The 18,143-nt window shown below is 59.0% G+C and carries 18 protein-coding genes; 11 read left to right on the top strand and 7 right to left on the bottom strand.

All coding sequences use genetic code 11. The features are described from left to right. Positions 1-4: 4 nt before the first annotated feature. From trxA to ACGVKB_RS05185, 3 genes are all read right to left on the bottom strand, one after another. Positions 5-328, bottom strand: a complete 324-nt coding sequence (gene trxA / locus ACGVKB_RS05195; protein WP_392350213.1) for a thioredoxin — start codon at positions 326-328, stop codon at positions 5-7. A 186-nt stretch (positions 329-514) separates the two neighbouring features. Beyond that, positions 515-1,678 carry a GuaB3 family IMP dehydrogenase-related protein gene (locus ACGVKB_RS05190; RefSeq protein WP_392350212.1) on the bottom strand — a complete coding sequence of 388 codons (1,164 nt, stop codon included), beginning with the start codon at positions 1,676-1,678 and terminating at the stop codon, positions 515-517. 65 nt (positions 1,679-1,743) lie between these two features. Next, entirely contained in the window at positions 1,744-2,319 is a 576-nt protein-coding gene (locus tag ACGVKB_RS05185) for a CAAD domain-containing protein (protein ID WP_392350211.1), read from the bottom strand. Between the two features lie 93 nt (positions 2,320-2,412). Between ACGVKB_RS05185 and gyrA the strand changes: the two genes are divergently transcribed. Beyond that, positions 2,413-5,046: a DNA gyrase subunit A gene (gene gyrA, locus ACGVKB_RS05180; RefSeq protein ID WP_392350210.1), complete on the top strand. Its 2,634-nt coding sequence runs from the start codon at positions 2,413-2,415 to the stop codon at positions 5,044-5,046. 2 nt (positions 5,047-5,048) lie between these two features. Next, entirely contained in the window at positions 5,049-6,302 is a 1,254-nt protein-coding gene (gene crtL / locus ACGVKB_RS05175) for a lycopene beta cyclase (protein WP_392350209.1), read from the top strand. On the opposite strand, the gene ACGVKB_RS05170 is transcribed toward crtL, so the two are convergent. Then, positions 6,269-7,846 (bottom strand): glycoside hydrolase family 57 protein, encoded by a 1,578-nt coding sequence (locus ACGVKB_RS05170; protein WP_392350208.1) that lies wholly within the window; start codon positions 7,844-7,846, stop codon positions 6,269-6,271. The genes crtL and ACGVKB_RS05170 overlap by 34 nt on opposite strands. Positions 7,847-7,979: 133 nt before the next feature. On the opposite strand from ACGVKB_RS05170, the gene ACGVKB_RS05165 reads away from it, so the two are divergent. Genes ACGVKB_RS05165 through ACGVKB_RS05155 form a run of 3 tightly spaced genes read left to right on the top strand, consistent with a single transcriptional unit; the run spans position 7,980 to position 10,716 of the window. Next, entirely contained in the window at positions 7,980-9,602 is a 1,623-nt protein-coding gene (locus ACGVKB_RS05165) for a 2-isopropylmalate synthase (protein ID WP_392350207.1), read from the top strand. Positions 9,603-9,612: 10 nt separating this feature from the next. Continuing rightward, positions 9,613-10,437 carry a carbohydrate ABC transporter permease gene (locus ACGVKB_RS05160; RefSeq protein WP_392350206.1) on the top strand — a complete coding sequence of 275 codons (825 nt, stop codon included), beginning with the start codon at positions 9,613-9,615 and terminating at the stop codon, positions 10,435-10,437. Positions 10,438-10,470: 33 nt separating this feature from the next. After that, on the top strand, positions 10,471-10,716 hold the full coding sequence (locus ACGVKB_RS05155) for a Nif11 family protein (RefSeq protein ID WP_392350205.1): 246 nt from the start codon (positions 10,471-10,473) through the stop codon (positions 10,714-10,716). 323 nt (positions 10,717-11,039) lie between these two features. Here the strand turns inward: ACGVKB_RS05155 and ACGVKB_RS05150 are convergent, their stop codons facing one another. Beyond that, on the bottom strand, positions 11,040-11,540 hold the full coding sequence (locus ACGVKB_RS05150; protein ID WP_392350204.1) for a hypothetical protein: 501 nt from the start codon (positions 11,538-11,540) through the stop codon (positions 11,040-11,042). Positions 11,541-11,659: 119 nt separating this feature from the next. Between ACGVKB_RS05150 and ACGVKB_RS05145 the strand changes: the two genes are divergently transcribed. Together ACGVKB_RS05145 and ACGVKB_RS05140 are read left to right on the top strand one after the other, a co-directional pair. Then, positions 11,660-11,902: a hypothetical protein gene (locus ACGVKB_RS05145; protein ID WP_392350203.1), complete on the top strand. Its 243-nt coding sequence runs from the start codon at positions 11,660-11,662 to the stop codon at positions 11,900-11,902. A 173-nt stretch (positions 11,903-12,075) separates the two neighbouring features. Continuing rightward, a complete protein-coding gene (locus ACGVKB_RS05140; RefSeq protein ID WP_392350202.1) occupies positions 12,076-12,783 on the top strand; it encodes a reprolysin-like metallopeptidase in 708 nt (235 codons plus the stop codon). A 126-nt stretch (positions 12,784-12,909) separates the two neighbouring features. Here ACGVKB_RS05140 and ACGVKB_RS05135 read toward each other — a convergent pair whose 3' ends face one another. Together ACGVKB_RS05135 and ACGVKB_RS05130 are read right to left on the bottom strand one after the other, a co-directional pair. Next, a complete protein-coding gene (locus ACGVKB_RS05135; RefSeq protein WP_392350201.1) occupies positions 12,910-13,116 on the bottom strand; it encodes a hypothetical protein in 207 nt (68 codons plus the stop codon). Positions 13,117-13,196: 80 nt separating this feature from the next. Beyond that, on the bottom strand, positions 13,197-13,637 hold the full coding sequence (locus tag ACGVKB_RS05130; RefSeq protein ID WP_392350200.1) for a hypothetical protein: 441 nt from the start codon (positions 13,635-13,637) through the stop codon (positions 13,197-13,199). Between the two features lie 85 nt (positions 13,638-13,722). Here ACGVKB_RS05130 and ACGVKB_RS05125 point away from each other — a divergent pair, with 85 nt between their 5' ends. From ACGVKB_RS05125 to ACGVKB_RS05110, 4 genes are all read left to right on the top strand, one after another. Further along, positions 13,723-13,953: a hypothetical protein gene (locus ACGVKB_RS05125; protein WP_392350199.1), complete on the top strand. Its 231-nt coding sequence runs from the start codon at positions 13,723-13,725 to the stop codon at positions 13,951-13,953. Positions 13,954-14,056: 103 nt separating this feature from the next. Then, positions 14,057-14,554, top strand: a complete 498-nt coding sequence (locus ACGVKB_RS05120; RefSeq protein ID WP_392350198.1) for a hypothetical protein — start codon at positions 14,057-14,059, stop codon at positions 14,552-14,554. 2 nt (positions 14,555-14,556) lie between these two features. Beyond that, positions 14,557-15,162 (top strand): RluA family pseudouridine synthase, encoded by a 606-nt coding sequence (locus ACGVKB_RS05115; RefSeq protein WP_392350197.1) that lies wholly within the window; start codon positions 14,557-14,559, stop codon positions 15,160-15,162. 71 nt (positions 15,163-15,233) lie between these two features. Then, positions 15,234-18,143 (top strand): G8 domain-containing protein, encoded by a 2,910-nt coding sequence (locus ACGVKB_RS05110; protein ID WP_392350196.1) that lies wholly within the window; start codon positions 15,234-15,236, stop codon positions 18,141-18,143.

The raw sequence follows: 18,143 nt of genomic DNA, 5'->3' as shown, positions 1-18,143 counted from the left end.
CAGCTCAGAGGTACTTCGAAATGGTGCCGGAGAGGGTGGCCTTGGGGACGGCTCCCACAACGGTGTCGACTTTCTGTCCGCCCTTGAAAATCATCAGGGTTGGAATGCTGCGGATGCCGTATTGGCTGGCGACGTTGGGGTTCTCGTCGGTGTTGAGTTTGAAAACCTTGATCTGGCCTTCGAATTCCTTGGAGATTTCTTCGACGATCGGCGCAACCATGCGGCATGGGCCACACCAGGGGGCCCAGAAATCGACGAGAACCGGCACGTCACTCTGGAGGACGTCCTGCTCGAAGGAGGCGTCGGTGACAGCTGCAGCGCCGGACATATGCCTTTAAAGATGTAATGGGAATTTAGCAACGAGAATCCCTTTCCTCGGCGAAAAAGCCTGGTCGGAAGGGAACTGTGATGCTTGATGCGTGGACGGTAAAGAATGAAAGCCCGAGCGCGTCGGGCCGGGGGGTGTGAGGAGTGTGTGGGCATCAGCCCGCACACAATCCCAGCGTAACTCTGCTTACTTACCCATACCCAGTTGTTGGGCTTTTTGGTACACCTTGCCTTCGGTTAGCAGGGAGGGCGCGACCACCACCTCCACATCCTGCATTTCACGGATGGTGCGCGCTCCCAGGGTGCCCATCGATGTTTTGAGGCAACCCAGCAGATTGTGGGTGCCGTCATCGAGCCGGGCTGGTCCGCGCAAGATGCGCTCCAGGCTTCCGGTGCTGCCGACGTTGATCCGTGTTCCTCGAGGGAGGACTGGACTTGGCGTCGCCATGCCCCAGTGGAAGCCTCGTCCGGGGGCTTCTTCCGCCCGGGCGATCGGCGATCCGATCATGACGGCGTCCGCTCCGCAGGCAATGCACTTGCAGATGTCGCCACCGGTGACGATGCCGCCGTCCGCCACGATGGGAACGTAGCGACCGCTTTCTTTCTCATAGTCGGCGCGTGCGGCAGCACAGTCGGCCACGGCTGTGGCCTGGGGGATGCCAACGCCCAGCACGCCCCGTGATGTGCAGGCTGCACCGGGCCCGATGCCAACCATCACACCAGCGGCACCGGCACGCATCAATTCAAGGGCGACGTCGTAGGTGACGCAGTTGCCGATCACAACGGGAACACCCATGTCGCTGCACAGGGCCTTGAGGTCAAGGGTCTCCTGTCCCTCGGGACCGATGTGATTGGTCGAGACCACGGTGGCCTGCACGAAAAAGAGATCAGCGCCGGCGTCCGCAATCGCCTTGCCAAAGCGCATCGCGGCCACTGGAGTCCCGCTGACGGCTGCGATGCCTCCCTTGGCTTTGATGGCCTGAATGCGTTGGCGGATCAGCGACTCCTGGACGGGCTGGCTGTAGATCTCCTGCATCAACGGGACGAATTCGTCCTTGCCAACACTGGCGATGCGATCAAGGACGCTGTTGGGGTCCTCGTAGCGGGTCTGGACGCCCTCCAGGTTGAGCACGCCAAGGGCACCCAGCTCGGACAGCCGTACAGCCATGTCGACATCGACAACTCCGTCCATCGCGCTGGCGATGATCGGAATCTCCCGCGTGATGCCCCCGAGGCTCCAGCTGGTGTTGGTCACCTCCGGATCAACCGTTCGTCCTCCGGGCACCAGAGCGATTTCGTCAATTCCGTAGGCCCGGCGAACGGTTTTGGAGCGTCCGAGCTGAATGTCCACCGCACGACTTGATTAAGTCTGATCAAACTACCAATCGGACCAGACCTGGATTCGGTATAGGCAGCTCAGCGGCCGGTGACTTTGCCCCAGAGGTTGCGCAGTCCGTCAAGGGCCTGCTTGCGATCACCACTGCGGACGAGGTTCTGCAGAGCGAAGCGAGCGAGCCAGATCACGCCGGCCAGTTCCAGCAGTCCGGGAGCCAGGGGCAGCTTCTCGATCGTGTTGAGGATTCCGCTGTAGATCTGCAGAACCACGATCACCAGGATCAAGAGTCCGACCAGCTTTGCTGGGGTCTGGGTCTTCTCCCAGATCTCGTTCAGTTCGTTGTTGGCCATCCAGTCCCGCAGTTTTCCTGTCAGGAGATCCCATTCACCGCCTTCGCTGGTTTCTTCCGCTGGGATCGATACGGTGCTGGCGATGGCTGGATCCTGCGATGGGGGCATGGGGTCCGGTGCAGTGGCCGGTTCAGCGGACGCGTCATGGAGGGCATCAGTGGGTTCAGAGCCCGCCACCGGTTCTGGTTCGCTCTGTGGAACAACCACTGGGTCGACAACGGTTTTGGCCTCTGCATCCATGGCCGGAGGCACCGCTGCTGTGGGGTCTGCAGGAGCACCGGAAAGAGGCTCGTCTGTCGGACCCATGAACTTGTACCTAGGAGTTCCGGGAGCTTATCTGAGCTTTTTGGGTTCTTGGCACTGGCCGAGATAACCTGAATAGAGGCTTATCGATCTTGTATGGCGGATCCATTGGGGCCCGGCAGCGGCGGTCCCGGAGAATCCGACGACCGGATCATTCAGACGGATCTCCGCAACGAAATGTCGCGCTCCTACCTGGAGTACGCGATGAGCGTGATCGTGGGCCGGGCCTTGCCCGACGCCCGCGACGGGCTCAAGCCGGTGCATCGCCGCATCCTGTACGCGATGTACGAACTGGGTCTCACCAGTGATCGGCCTTATCGGAAGTGCGCCCGTGTGGTCGGTGAGGTGCTGGGTAAGTACCACCCCCACGGCGATACAGCCGTGTATGACGCCCTGGTGCGGATGGCCCAGGACTTTTCGATGTCGATGCCCCTGATCGATGGGCACGGCAACTTCGGCTCGGTGGACAATGATCCGCCGGCGGCAATGCGATACACCGAATCGCGGCTTCAGGCGCTCACCACCGACAGCCTGCTGGAGGACATCGAGGCAGAAACCGTTGATTTCGCCGACAACTTCGATGGCTCGCAGCAGGAGCCCACGGTGTTGCCAGCGCGGATTCCACAGCTGCTGCTCAACGGCTCTGCCGGGATCGCCGTGGGAATGGCGACGAACATTCCCCCCCACAACCTCAGCGAATTAATTACTGGGCTTCTCGCCTTGATCGAGAACCCCGAGCTCAGCGCTCAGGAGCTGATGCGTCTGATTCCAGGACCTGACTTTCCCACCGGTGGTCAGATCTTGGGGCGTGACGGCATCCGTGAGACCTATCTGGGTGGCCGCGGGTCGGTGACCATGCGCGGCGTGGCCGCGATTGAAACGATCGAAGCGCCTGGCCGTCCGGACCGGGACGCCGTGATCATCACGGAGTTGCCCTACCAGACCAATAAAGCGGCCCTGATCGAGCGGATCGCTGAACTGGTCAACGACAAGAAGCTGGAAGGCATCTCCGACATTCGCGATGAAAGTGATCGCGATGGCATGCGCATCGTCGTTGAGCTGCGCCGTGATGCTTACCCGCAGGTTGTGTTGAACAACCTGTTCAAGCTGACACCGCTGCAAAGCAACTTCAGTGCCCACATGCTGGCGCTGGTGAACGGTGAACCCGTTCTGCTCACCTTGCGCAAGATGTTGGAGGTGTTCCTCGACTTCCGAGTCGAGACCATCGAACGCCGCACGCGTTATTTGCTGCGCAAGGCCGAGGAGCGCGATCACATTCTGCTCGGCTTGTTGCTGGCGCTGGATCAACTCGATCCGATCATCGCTCTGATTCGTGCCGCTCCCGATACGGCAACGGCGCGTCAGCAACTTCAGGAGCGCCACGGTCTCAGCGACATCCAGGCGGACGCGATTCTGCAGATGCAATTGCGCCGTCTGACGGCTCTGGAAGCCGACAAGATCCGACTCGAACACGAGGACCTTGTCACCAAGATTGCCGATTACAAGGACATTCTGGGTCGGCGGGAACGGGTCTTTGGCCTGATCCGAGAGGAATTGCTGCAGCTGCAGCAGCGCTATCCGATCGAACGTCGCACCGAGATCCTCGATCTGGGCGGTGGATTGGAGGACATCGATCTGATCGCCAATGAACGGTCGGTCGTGTTGTTGACGGAGACCGGTTATCTGAAACGGATGCCGGTGAGCGAGTTCGAGGCCACCAGTCGCGGCACCCGAGGCAAGGCCGGCACCCGCAGTCAGGGTGAAGATGCGGTGAAATTATTCATCAGCTGCAACGACCACGACACCCTGCTGTTGTTCAGCGATCGGGGCGTGTCCTATGCACTGCCTGCATACCGGGTTCCTCAGTGCAGTCGGGCGGCGAAGGGGACACCCGTGGTTCAGCTGCTGCCGATCCCCAGGGAAGAGGCAATCACCTCGTTGCTGGCGGTGTCGGAGTTCAATGACGACACCGATTTGCTGATGCTCACCAACGGGGGCTTCATCAAACGCACCCGTTTATCGGCGTTCAGCAACATTCGCTCCAACGGGTTGATTGCCATCAACCTCGAGGACGGCGATGCCCTCACCTGGGTGCGCCTCGCGGTGCCTGGCGACAGCGTGCTGATCGGCTCCCGTGCGGGCATGACCATTCACTTCCGTCTCAGTGACGAGGAGCTGCGTCCCCTCGGTCGCACAGCCAGAGGGGTGCGGTCGATGAATTTGCGAGAGGGCGACGCCCTGGTGAGCATGGACGTGCTGCCGGTTGAGTTGGCTGATCAGGTGGCCCAGAGCAGTGATGAGGTTGCCGATGATGACGAGGGCAGTGCGGTCACAGAAGGCCCTTGGGTGTTAGTGGCGTCGGCAGGTGGTCTGGGCAAACGGGTTCCAGTGACCCAGTTTCGTTTGCAAAAGCGGGCCGGAATGGGCCTGCGGGGCATGAAGTTCCGCAATGCCGGTGATGCACTGGTGGCCCTGCGGGTGCTCGGTGCCGGTGAAGAGCTCTTGCTGGTCAGTGAGAAGGGGGTGATCGTGCGCACCAGCGCCGATGCCATCCCCCAGCAGTCCCGTGCGGCCACGGGCGTTCGCCTTCAGAAGCTGGACAAGGGCGATCGCTTGCTCAAGGTGGTGTTGGTGCCCCCTGAGGCTGAAAGTGACGACGACGAGGCCGATGCTGCGACGGATGCGCCTGCGGAGGCGGCGGCCACGGGCGCGGATTCCCCTGAGGACTGATCTTGGCTGATTGGCCTGATGTGCTGGTGTTGGGGGGCGGTCCCGCTGCCCTCTGCATCGCCGCTGAACTCCATCAGTGCGGGGTTGTGGTCGAAGGCATCGCTCCGGAGCCCGTGGAGGCTGCTTGGCCCAACACCTATGGCATCTGGGCGGATGAGCTCACAGCGCTGGGTCTGGAACCACTGCTTGAGCACCGTTGGACCGACACGGTGAGTTATTTCGGATCCGGTGGCACGGTCCAACAGGATCAGGTCACAGCCCATGGCATCGATTACGGCCTGTTCGATCGGGCCCAACTGCAGCAGCACTGGCTGAAGCGTGCTGCAGGGGTGCGGTGGCATCGGGACACCGCTGAACGGGTGTCGGTGGCTTCCTCCCTCAGCACGGTGAGCTGCAGTTCCGGTCAACAACGCCAGGCGCGTCTGGTGATTGATGCGTCCGGATCACGGACGCCACACATCAAGCGGCCGGATCAGGGGCCGGTGGCCGGTCAGGCGGCCTATGGCGTGGTGGGGCGATGTTCAAAGAACCCGATCGAGGCCGGTCGCTTTGTGTTGATGGACTACCGCTGCGATCACCTCAGTGACGCCCAGCGCAGCGAACCGCCCACCTTTCTCTATGCGATGGATCTGGGAGATGGTGTGTTCTTTCTGGAAGAAACCTCGCTTGCCTTGGCACCGGGCGTTCCCTACGACGTGCTTCAGCAACGGCTCCAACAGCGCTTGGATCAGCGCGGTGTGCAGATCACGGAGGTGATCCATGAGGAGTTCTGCCTCTTCCCAATGAATCTTCCCTTGCCGGACCGGACCCAGCCATTGCTGGCCTTCGGCGGCGCAGCGAGCATGGTCCACCCAGCCTCCGGATACATGGTGGGTGCGCTCCTTCGGCGCGGCCCAGCTCTGGCGCAGGCCCTTGCGGAGGCTTTGGCGAACCCAGACCTCGGCTCAGCGGCTCTGGCCCGTTCTGGTTGGCGGGCACTTTGGCCCCTGGAGCTTGTGCTTCGTCATCAGCTCTATCAGTTTGGCCTCAGCCGTTTGATGGGATTCGACGAAACCCTGTTGCGGCGTCATTTCGCCACCTTCTTTGCTTTGCCGCAGGAGGAATGGTTTGGCTTTCTGACCAACACACTGCCGCTGCCTCGGTTGATGGGGGTGATGCTGCGGCTGTTCGCCCTTGCTCCATGGGATGTTCGCCGAGGCTTGGTCCTTGGTGCTGCGCATCCTCAGCCGCCAACTTTTGCCCAGTCAGAGGGCTGAATCAGCGGGAATAACCGGTCATCTGCTTCCACCTCTTGAAGCCAGTCGTGATTCACGGCGGAGCCCGTGTCGATGGCTTGCATCAGAGTCCAGAAGCGGCCGAGATGGCGTTCGACCCGTTCCCTGGCCAGATCGGTGGTGGTGCCGGCCCGCAGGATGAAACTCCAGTCGGATGACTGGGCCAGAAGCAGTTCACGCCCTGCCTGTTTCAGATAAGCGAGAGACTGCTCGCTACCGACACCCCGGCTGCAGCGCTGCACCATCGCTGCACCGGCACGCTCCCATTCCGGAACGATCCAGGCGTTGGTTTCATTCAGCCAGTAATTGTGGAATCCACCCTGCCCCCAGCTCGATGGGCTTGGATCGCAGAGCTGCAGGTTCGGTTGGGCCTCCAGGATGTCCCGCAGGCGGGTGAAGCGGATCGCCTGTTCGGGTCCCTGGCGGAACAGCTCGCCAAGAAATGTTGGGCCTTCGAACCACCAATGGCCGAACAGTTCGGCATCAAATGGCGCAACAAGGAGTGGATCCGCGGACGTCATTGCCTGCTTCAGGCGATCCAGCTGCCGACGGCGTCCGGCGAGGTAATCCCTGGCATGGATCTGGATTTGTCGCGCAGCGACCTCCGGGTCGTAGGGCTGTTTCCCGTCCAGGGCAACTGCGTGATCGGTGACCCGATGCAGTTTCAGGCTGAGTGGTCTTGGGGCGTCCAACCCCAACGGTTGGAGGGCTTCCAGCGGAAGATCCCAGCCGAGGTCACGGTGGAATTCCCGGTAGGCCGGATGACCGGGATAGCCATCTTTGGCAGACCACACAGGCAGGGTGGCTTCGCTGTCTCGCCCAAAGAAGGCGACGCCGTTGCGGCTGCAAATGGGCGCGTACACCCCATAGCGGGGTCGGGGTCGCGCGTGCAACAGACCATGGCCGTCGAGGACGGCGTAGCGAAGACCAGCGTCCCGCATCCAGCCATCAAGACCCTCGTAATAGGCGCATTCCGGTAACCAGATGCCCAGGGGGCGCTCTCCGACCAGACGTTGGTGTTCACGGACGGCTGTTCTCAGTTGGCCCCGGACCGCCTCAGGGTTCTGCCGCAGTAAGGGGAGATACCCATGGGTCGCTCCACAGGTCAGTAGGTCAACCACACCTGTCTTTTGCAGGGCGGCAAAGCGTCCGATCAGATCGCCCTCACAGTCGATCCAGGACTGTCGCTGTTGGCGGATGCGATCGGCCAGGTGATCCGCAGCGGAGCGGAGCGACGGATCCGCCAGGGGCAAGAGATCCAGCCGAGCGTTTAACCAACCAGGGAAACGCTGGCTCAGCTCAGGGTCGCTGAGGAGTGACAGCAGGGTCGGTGAGAGCCCCACCGTGAGCCGTGGTGCTTGCTGCGCGTCGGAGGCGGCGGTTTCAAGAACAGTGAGCAGCGGGAGATAGCACTCCAGCAACGCTTGAAAAAACCAGTCTTCCTCGAGGGATCCAGGCTGGGCGGAGCGCACGTAGGGCAGGTGCGCGTGGAGAACCAGGGCGAGTGCGCCTCCGTCTCCCTTCACAACGTCACACCCATGGGGGGTTGAATGTAGAACGATTTATCCAGAAGGTTCTGGATTCGGATAATCCACCCTTCTCGCTTAGACTTCTCTAACTCATAGTCAGTCCGACTAACGCCTCCCGCACAGCCTCGATATGGCCAAGGACCCAGGACGTGTCCTGATTTTTGACACCACGCTCCGCGATGGAGAGCAATCTCCTGGTGCCAGCCTCAACCTTGAGGAAAAACTGGCGATCGCCCAGCAGCTGGCACGCCTTGGGGTGGATGTGATCGAGGCTGGATTTCCCTTCGCCAGCCCCGGAGATTTCACCGCCGTGCAGCGGATTGCCCAGGTGGTCGGCGGAGAGCAAGGCCCGATTATTTGTGGTCTGGCCCGGGCCTCCAGAGCTGATATCAAGGCCTGTGCTGAGGCGGTCGCGCCGGCGCCGCGCAGTCGGATTCATACGTTTATTGCCACCAGCGACATCCACCTCGAGCACAAGTTGCGAAAGAGTCGTGCTGATGTACTGGCGATTGTGCCGGAGATGGTCGGCTACGCCCGCTCGCTGGTGGAGGACATTGAATTCTCCTGTGAAGATGCCGGTCGCAGCGATCCCGAGTTTCTCTACGAGGTGATCGAGGCCGCGATCAGTGCCGGTGCCACCACGATCAACATCCCTGACACGGTTGGCTACACCACGCCCTCGGAGTTTGGTGATCTCATCGCCGGCATTAATCGGAATGTCCCCAACATCAATGAGGCCGTGTTGTCAGTGCATGGCCACAACGACCTCGGCTTGGCCGTGGCGAATTTCCTGGAGGCGGTGAAGCAGGGTGCCCGTCAGCTCGAATGCACGATTAATGGCATTGGTGAGCGGGCCGGTAACGCTTCGCTTGAGGAACTGGTCATGGCGTTGCATGTGCGCCGCCGCTACTACAACCCGTTCTTTGATCGCGATGAGGACAGTCCCACGCCATTGACCGGCGTTCGAACGGAAGAAATCACCAAGACCTCAAGGTTGGTCTCCAACCTCACTGGAATGGTCGTTCAACCCAACAAGGCCATTGTTGGTGCGAATGCCTTCGCCCATGAATCGGGCATTCATCAGGATGGTGTTCTGAAAAATCGGCTGACCTACGAGATCATCGATGCCCGCACCGTTGGCCTAAGCGATAACCGTATTTCCCTTGGCAAGCTCAGTGGCCGCAGTGCCGTGAGGGCGCGTCTCGAGGAGCTCGGCTACGACCTCTCCCGGGAAGATCTCGATGAAGCCTTCGCGCGGTTCAAGGACTTAGCTGACCGCAAGCGTGAGATCACCGATCGAGATCTCGAGGCGATCGTGAGCGAACAGGTGCAGCAACCGGATGCACGCTTCCAGCTCAAGTTGGTTCAAGTGAGCTGTGGCAGCAGCCTGCGACCGACGGCCACCGTGACTCTGGCTGATGAACAAGGTGGTGAGCAGACACTCTCTGCCGTTGGCACTGGCCCCGTTGATGCGGTCTGCCGTGCCTTGAACTCCCTGGCCGGAGTGCCCAATGAGCTGATCGAATTTTCGGTGAAGTCGGTCACCGAGGGGATCGATGCGATGGGTGAGGTGACCATTCGATTGCGTCGGGATGGATCGCTCTACTCCGGTCATGCCGCTGATACGGATGTTGTGGTCGCTGCTGCCATGGCGTTCATTAATGCTTTGAATCGTCTGGTTGCCGGTGAACACAAACAACCTCTGCATCCCCAGAAAGATCCTGTGACCATGGAGGAACGTCCCATCCTCTGATGTTCTGTTGATGCGTCGCTCTGCCCTGGGCCTGCTTCAGCTTCTGCTGGTCATTGCACTGGCTTTGCTGATACTGATTCCGTTGCTCTGGCTGGTGAGCACGTCGCTGAAAGGTCCGACTGAGAATATTTTCAGCAGTCCTCCCGCACTGTTGCCACAGGAGCCGAGTTTTGATGCCTACCGGCGTTTGTTCAGTGACCATCCGTTGACCACCTATCTGGTCAACAGCACTGTGGTCAGTGGCCTGGCGGTGGTGGCCAACCTGTTGTTCTGCTCTCTGGCTGCTTATCCTCTGGCTCGCATGCGCTTTGCAGGCCGGGGGATTGTTCTGGCTCTGGTTGTAGCCACGATTCTGATTCCCTTTCAGGTGGTGATGATTCCGCTCTACCTGCTGATGGTTCAGCTGGGATTGCGCAATACCTTGATGGCTTTGGTGATCCCTCAGGCAGCCACAGCCTTTGGCCTGTATCTGCTCCGCCAGAGTTTTCTGGCCGTTCCGGTGGAACTGGAGGAAGCGGCACGCATTGATGGTTGCAGCCGCTTGGGAGAGTGGTGGAACGTGATGATTCCTGCAGCCCGAGCGGATCTCATCACCCTGGCCATGTTCGTGTTTATTGGAACATGGAGTGATTTTCTCTGGCCTCTGGTGATTTTGGACGAACCGGGCCTCTACACCCTTCCACTGGGACTGCAACAGCTGTCGAGCAGCTTTTCCTTGGATTGGCGGATCGTGGCAGCTGGCTCGGTGGTTTCGATCCTTCCGGTTCTGGTTGTCTTCATTGCTCTGCAGCGCTTCATTCTTCCCAATGCCAGCGGCGATGCCGTGAAGGGTTGAATGGGAGATGTCCGTTGATGAGCTCGCCCAGCCATGTCACTCGAGGATCTTGATCGCCTGTTGGCGATGCGTACAGATGACGAGGCCTTGCGCATCAGCCTGAGTCAGCCGGTGGACCTGGACACCTTGAAGCAGTTGGCGGAGGAGCGGGGGTTATCGATCAATGATGAGGACATCCTTGCGGCACAGCATCGTGCTGACCAAGCACGCAGCGCCGCTGAGCTTCAAGCGCAGCAAGGGGATGATGCGCGCCGGCTGCGCAATTTTGTGAATGGATAGTGGACGTAACTCGGGTGAGACAGCTGTCACGCCGGGGGGCGACGAGTGGACCCTTTCCCCCCAATGTTCTTGGCAGCGCAGATCCAGGTGGTGATGATGTCTGAAGTGCAAGAGAGCATCCAGGACCACACAGGCATTTACGCCGTCAGTCATGGCGGGGCGATAGCTGTTTGGATTGATGATCGAATGCTTGGATTTGCTCAACCAATCCCTCGACCCAAGGCATGCTCATGAAGCATGCCATCGCTTTCCCTTTTGAAGGAGAGTGTTGCAGGATTGCGCAGTCGTCCGCTATGGAGGGCTGGAGGCTTAGGAGAAGTCGCTCAAAGTCCTGCTGACAGAATGTCGTTGATGAGTGCTGTATAGGTATACGAACCATCCGTGCTGAGGACGGGGTCTCCATCCGACAGCTGAGTGCTGGGTGAAAGCCTTTCGTCGCTCAATATTGTTTCAAAGGTAACCAATGATTGGCTTAGTTCTTTGGGCTTAAAGAGCATCTTGCCTTTGCTCTTTTTGCTTGAGAATTGATTGGCAAGTTTTTCGCTGGCGGTGATGTCGTTGCTGAAGGGGTCAATTTGGACGGTGTGTTGGGCGAATGAATCTTTTTTGACGTTGATGATTCCGTCTTGGTCTGCGTCAAAGCCTGTGTAGACCAAATTGCTATTGGGATCAATGGCTAGAAATCCCTTGGGGACGGATTTGAAGTCTTTCCCTCTGGCTTTGAATGTGGCCAGGACAATGTCCTCATCTTGGCGTTCTGTTGTGAAGGATGCACTCCCTCCACCCTTCACTTTAAGTTTGACAGTTCGAGGTGAGATTCCCACTGACGTCTACCTGTTGAACTTTGTATGCTACCCACGATTGCGGAGGATGGTATGGGTGTCTTGCGGGCTGAGTCGACGAGTAGCCTTTATAATTTGTAGCCATTAAATCTGGGTTCGCAATGGATTTCACCGTGGTCATTCTGAATGACTATGTCTCCTCTTATCCCGATTTGGCTTGGGTTGAATGGAAGGATCACGTTAGGAAGCAGATGATGAGCCAAGGAGATCACTGGTCGATGGCCACGTTGACTGGAGGTGATATCTGGGACTGTCTTGATCGGTATCAGATTGATCGCCTCCATGTTGTGCAATGGAAGCCTGTTGGCGACACGATGTATCAAGTCAGTCTTCCCAAGCGGTGATGTTCAGGCTGTGGCCTTGGAGTGAGGTGTTGCCCCTCCGAGGTCCATGGCCCATCGGGGGCATTGCTGATTTTGTTTCGATCTTGTCCTCGTCTTGAATCGGGTCTGGCAGCCCTGTTGTGCTTGTTGTCTGTTCTGCCTATGGGTGGATCAGTGGTGGGACGGATGACGTCATGAAACCGTGGACACTGGCTTGGGCTGTGTTGGCTGCACTGGCTCCGCTTCCGGCGCTTGCCAATCCATGCGACCACCAACTCACCGCTCGAGCCTTGGTTGCCCCATGGAATGCTGCGGATCAGGACTTTCTCAATGGTCGTACCACGATCAACTATTTCTTCGAAATGCGGCCCCGTCGCTATCGGGTCGTTTACGGCAATGAGCAGGGCCACATCGTTCCGGGTGCCCCGACGCAAAGTTTCAGGGCTGATCCCTTTTACGACCATGAAAAAGCACTTGGGATTCAGTTGATCCAGGCCACGGATCGGTTGATTTCGCTTGATTTCCGCCAGGTGCGTCGTGCCAAGGATGCCGACCTGGTCATCGTCGGTTACTGCGACCCCAATGATCGGAAAGAGGGGGCTGTTACTCAGAACGCGACGGGCACCCAAGCGATCATGATTCTCAATGGATGCAGGGGAATTGCCACCGGAGCGGAAGACCCAATCTGGCTGTTTCTCCATGAGTTCGGGCATGCCCTTGGGCTGGAACACCCCTTTGCGGATTCCGATGGAGATTGCTTGTATGACAACCAGCCCTTTTCGGCGGCTTCGGCCCATGCCGGGGTGACGGTGATGGCCTACAAGCCCCGTCCAGGTGGGCCCCCACGCTTTTTCACCGCCTACGACATTGCCGTTTTGCAGCGCATCTGGGGCCCCGAGTAATCGCTGGTTGAAGACTGTGGATTCCCTGGTTCGCTAAACCCGATGTCAAGCATCAGTTGAGACTGTTCAGCGAGACCAGGCAGTCCGTAGGACGACAACGTTTCGCTTCAGAAGCGCACGAAACAATCAGGACAAGCGAACAACGTCTGGCGTTTCGCCATGGACTTCTCCAATCCACAGGGCGTGGGTGACGGCTCCATCGTGTGTATGGAACACCCAGGCCTTGTCCATCGACTCGCTGGGTTCAATTTCGTTGGTCAGGGTGTTGACCCCGAGGAAACGTCCTGCTTTGGCGCTTTTCAGCACGTAGCGCTCGGCATAGCTTGAGAACATGACACGTGGAAGAGAACGGTCCCCCTTGCCATAGCGATGCCGTGGTGGTTCAGATGCTGCGTCCAGATTTTCATCGGTTTTTAGTCGCGCAGCGTCAACAGACTCTCCTGCCGGATTTGCAGCCCTGAAGGGGCCGCCAGACGCGTTTGATGGCCGCCATCGCGAAACCAGGGCTCGTTTTGGGGGCTGAGTGCGGATGGCTCCAATGGCAAACCCCAGTGGTCGTGCAGGTAGCGCAGCACGATCTCGGTTTCGGCTGCCATGGGGTTTTGCCAGTGGACAACGGCCAGCTCGAGGGCGGTGGATGTCAGGCTCACGATTTGATGGTCCGGGTTGCCGTCATCGGCGGGCCGCAACCCTTCATCCAAAGCTTCTCGGCAGACGAACAGCCGAAAAGCGTTGTTGGGATTGCTGTCTGGGAAGGAATATTTGTTCAGATACAGCGCGCGTGCTTTGCGGAAGGCCGCTCCAGGAGCTTTGGCCATCAAGGTCTGATAAGCGCTGAATAGAACGTTCTGCATCGTGCTCCTGCGGTGCTCCCTTGGCTCATGTTGACCAACCCGTCGACCATGGCAAACTGAGGGACAGATTCGGGATCGTCCTTCGATGAGGGCTTTTCCTCCGCGTTACCGCCTCGTCGGACTGGATGGCCAGCCCCATCCCGTCTTGGATGCGATGTACGACACCTTGGATCTGGCCTTGGCCGATGCCAGTCTGTGGTGTTCGGGTCAGGGTGCGAGTCCAGGACCTCAGCAGCGTGGCTTGGCGGTCGAGGTGAACACCGGCAATGGAGATTGGCGCACCATCGATTACCCCCTGAGCTGCCTGGTGTCCTGATCGGTTTCAATCCGGCGTTTGTGGGGAATCTGGAAAAGTTCAGTGATTTGAACGCCTGAGGTCCACTTCTTGAGACCAATGAGATCAGTGCTGTCCTGAGTCGGTGTTCCTGCTGCGTGTTGGTGGCCAGCTCCTGATGACAAGCCTGATGTTGAGCCTGCTGGTGGCGGCTCCACTTCAGGCCTCGAGTTGGGATCAGATCGGTCGCTATTTGCGACTGCTGAAACGGATCGAGATCAATGCCCTCGTCGCAAAGGACTGTCCTCAGGGATTGTTGGGGGCCTTTCATCAGTCCAAACGCAGTCTGCTGCTCTGCGGCAACAATTTGCCCAATGACCCGGAGGTGGTCTGGGTGGTGCTGGCCCATGAGTCCGTGCATGTGATGCAGTTCTGCAACGGGGGGCCGCTGATGCCAGCGGGCTTGTTCAGTCAATCCATGGATCTGGCGCGCCGGAGGGATCCCCAGATGTTCCAGGAGTTGAAGCTCTATCACTCCAGTCAGCATCAGATTGAAGCTGAGGCTCGTCTGATTCAGGAGCTCCCACCCGCACAGGTTGAGGCCATGTTCTGGCGCCATTGCGGGGATCAGATTCAGCCTTAGTTGTGCAGGAGTGTTTTCGCGATCCCTGGATTGTGGTGATCGACAAGCCTGCTGGTCTGCTGGTTCAGCCGGGGATCGGTGACCATCAACAGGATTCCCTGATCACGCGACTGCGGGAGGACGATCCCGACCTGCATCTGATTCACCGTCTCGATCGAGACACATCCGGTCTGGTCATGGTCGCTCGGGGGAAGGACAGTCTGCGTCGGTGGAGTGCCCTGTTCGCTGAACGTCGGATTCGCAAGCTCTATGCGGCCCGCGTCCATGGCCGTTTGGAGGGGTCAGGTCGGATTCGCGTTCCTCTCGCACGCCTCTCGCGTCACCCGCCGCGTTACGGCGCCCATCCCCAGGGTCGATCCGCACTGACGCTCTGGCGTCGTGTCGATGGGGGATTGGATTGGACACAGCTCTGGCTTGTTCCGAGAACGGGGCGATCGCACCAACTCCGGGCCCATTTGTGCGGCATCGGCCACCCAATCTTTGGCGATCCGATCTACAGCTCCGATCCGCTGGGTCGACTTCACCTCCACGCGGTCGCGTTGCGTGCCCGTCATCCGTTCACCGGACAGCCTCTAAGGCTGCGCAGCGGTCAGCTTTGGCCGTGGTGACAGCTGACAGAAGGGGTGGCTCTGGACAAGATGTCACCAAGGCATTCCGGCTGGATCAAGCCGTCAGCGTGATGGCAGGCTCCCCCCATCAAGATCAGCCGGTGCTTGCCCAGGAGCACATGGCGATCCTTGAGCTGGTGCCTGTACCTGAGGCCAGCCATCAGGCGGTTCGATCCGGCCCCTGGAGTGATCCAGACACCTGGAAGGACGGTCGCCTTCCCGATGACGGTGCCAGGGTTCACCTTCCAGCTGGTGTTGTGGTCACGCTGACGGAGCGTTGGTCGCCGTCGCTGCGCTGGGTGCGGCTGGATGGCACCTTGCGCTTTGACCCTTTCAGCACGACGGAGCTCAAGGTCGACACCCTGGTCAGTGCACCCCAGGGACGTCTTGAGGTCGGCACATCCGCTCAGCCCATTGATGCCAATCATTCCGCCAGGATTGTCTTTGCCGATCTCGGCCCCCTGTCGGTGGAGCGTGATCCCTCGCTATTGGGGCGAGGAGCCGTTCTCCATGGCGAGACGCTTGTGCATGGCGCTCCGAAACGGTCTGCCATCGCCGTGGCGAGCCCTCCGCGGCAAGGGGATCGGGAACTGCTGCTCGACGCAGAACCCCTGAACTGGCAGGTCGGGGATCGGTTGGTGCTGGCGGGGACCAGCCATGGGGCCGATGGAGATGAGCAGGTCCGGATTGCGGCTCTCGATGGAACCCGCGTCAGCCTGGATCGCCCCCTGGAAAAGGATCACCTCAGTCCTAGAGATCACCTCAGGCCTCACCTGGCCAATTTGACCCGCAACGTTGAAATCAGCTCGGAATCAACACAGCTGGATCGACGTGGTCATGTGATGTTGATGCATACCCGTGATGTGGATATTGCCAATGCTGCATTCCGTGATCTTGGTCGCACGGATAAATTGAAGGTGCTGGATCCTCCTTACTTTGAAGAGGATGGGACGTTTGTTGAGGGAACGGGAACCAATCAGTCGGGCCGTTATTCATTGCATTTTCATCGCAATGGTGTCGACCGTGCGACAGCCCCTGTTCGTGTGAGTGGAAGCGTGGTGGAAGGAAGTCCTGGATGGGGATTTGTCAACCATTCCAGTTATGTCGATTTTGTCGACAATGTTGCCTATGACGTCTCAGGTTCAGCCTTCAGTACGGAAGTCGGTGATGAAATTGGATCTTTTAAGAATAACGTTGCCATCCGCATGCATGGAACGGGTGAGGAGCCAATTCTGCGTCAGGAACTCGGCGACTTCGGCCATGCCGGAGATGGCTTCTGGTTGCAGGGCTCCGGCGTTGAAGTGGTCGACAACGTGGTGAGCGGAGCAACGGGAAGCGGTCTGATTCTGTATGCCGAGCCGTTGTTTGAGGACGGGTTGGGTCTTCCTGTTTTTCCGGCCGCCAGTCTTGTTGATCCCTCCGGTGTCAACGGGGAAGAGACGGTTCCGGTTTCACTTGTTCCCTTGGCACCCTTTCGTGGAAACGAAGCCTATGGATCGGCATTGGGAGCCCAGATCTATTACCACAGAACCTTCATCACGATTGAAGAGGAGGAGGAGGAACAGGCTGGTGCCTTTGCGTTTCCGCTCAGCTTGATGGAGGACATGGACCTTTGGAGTAATGAAAATGGAATGCTGATTAATTACACCGTTGATACCCTATTTCGGGATATCCGGATCATTGGTCCGACGGATTCGTCCGGAGAGATCGGTTTCGATGCTGGCGCCAATCTCTACAACCGTGGCGTTCATCAGTATCAGAACATCAGTGTTGAGGATTATGAGGTTGGTTTTGCGCTTCCTCGGAGTGGGGAGATTGTTGTTGATGGTGGTTATTTCAGTAATAACGTTGATCTACAGATTCCCGAGCCACGCCAGATCGGTCGTCGTCTTCTTTTTCAGGGCGACTTGAGTTTTGGCGATCAACCCCTCGGTCTTGATCCTGAGGATCGTGAGGAACGGCTTCATTTTCAGATGGATCCTGAATTCGCCCCCGCGGCGGATTCTGCCAATGAACATTTCCTCCTGGATGACCAGGTGCTTCTCGACTTTGCTCCGTACAACGGTCAGCAGCTTTATTTCGAGGAGCAGGTGGCTGATTTTGTCCTCTTCCCGGAGATGCCCGATCAGCTGGATCCGGAGGATCCTGGTCCGACCATTGGCGATGAGTTCATCGGTGAAACCAACGCCGAGATGCAGGCTCGTCTCGGGCGCAGTTTCGGTGGTGTGATTCCTCCGGACGATGCCGCCGAGCTGCCGAGGGTTCAGGGACTGATCGGCGATCCGGCGACCGGTCTTGCTTCGCTCAACCCAAATCCCCTCCCCGATGAGAGCGCTGATGATCAGATCGGCGATGGGGTTGAGATCGTCCTGGCTCGATCCGAGCGGAGCCATCGCCTGCATTGGAAAGGGGACGGTTTGATCGAGCGAGCGTCTGAACGCATTCGTCACGACCTCACGGATGTTGCGGTTCTGGAGGTTGTTGCGTCCCAACCGTCAGCAGACATTCACTGGACACTCCATCCCCGCGGCAATGATGCGCTTGAGGAGCTGACGCTGTTCACGGACCAAGGGGACGACGCCATCGTTCTTCGTGCAGCACGACGCTCCTCGATTGCTCCGCCGATGCTGGTGGTCTCTGGAGCTGGAAACGATCGGATCGAGGTTCAGACCATGGATGCCTTCGTGGAGATCGATGCCGGCGCCGGGGCCGATCGGTTGCTTGTGTCAGCCCTTGAATCAGAGCTGCGCGGTGGTCGTGGGCGCGACGTGTTCGCCTTTGAGCGTGCGGCCGGTCTGCATCGTCTGACCGACTTCGATCCGAGCCAGGACCGCATTGATCTCTCTGATGCCATTACAGCCCTGCCATGGGAACTTGAACGGCAGCGCGGAAATCTGCTCCTCGTTGTTGACGACGAGCCCTTGCTTCAACTGGATGGCTTGGCGTCGCTGGCGAGTGGGTTTGATGCGGTTCTGATCTGA

This window comes from Parasynechococcus sp. (assembly GCF_042954325.1).
Classification (GTDB): domain Bacteria; phylum Cyanobacteriota; class Cyanobacteriia; order PCC-6307; family Cyanobiaceae; genus Parasynechococcus.
This window is presented reverse-complemented; position numbering and strand designations above follow the sequence as displayed.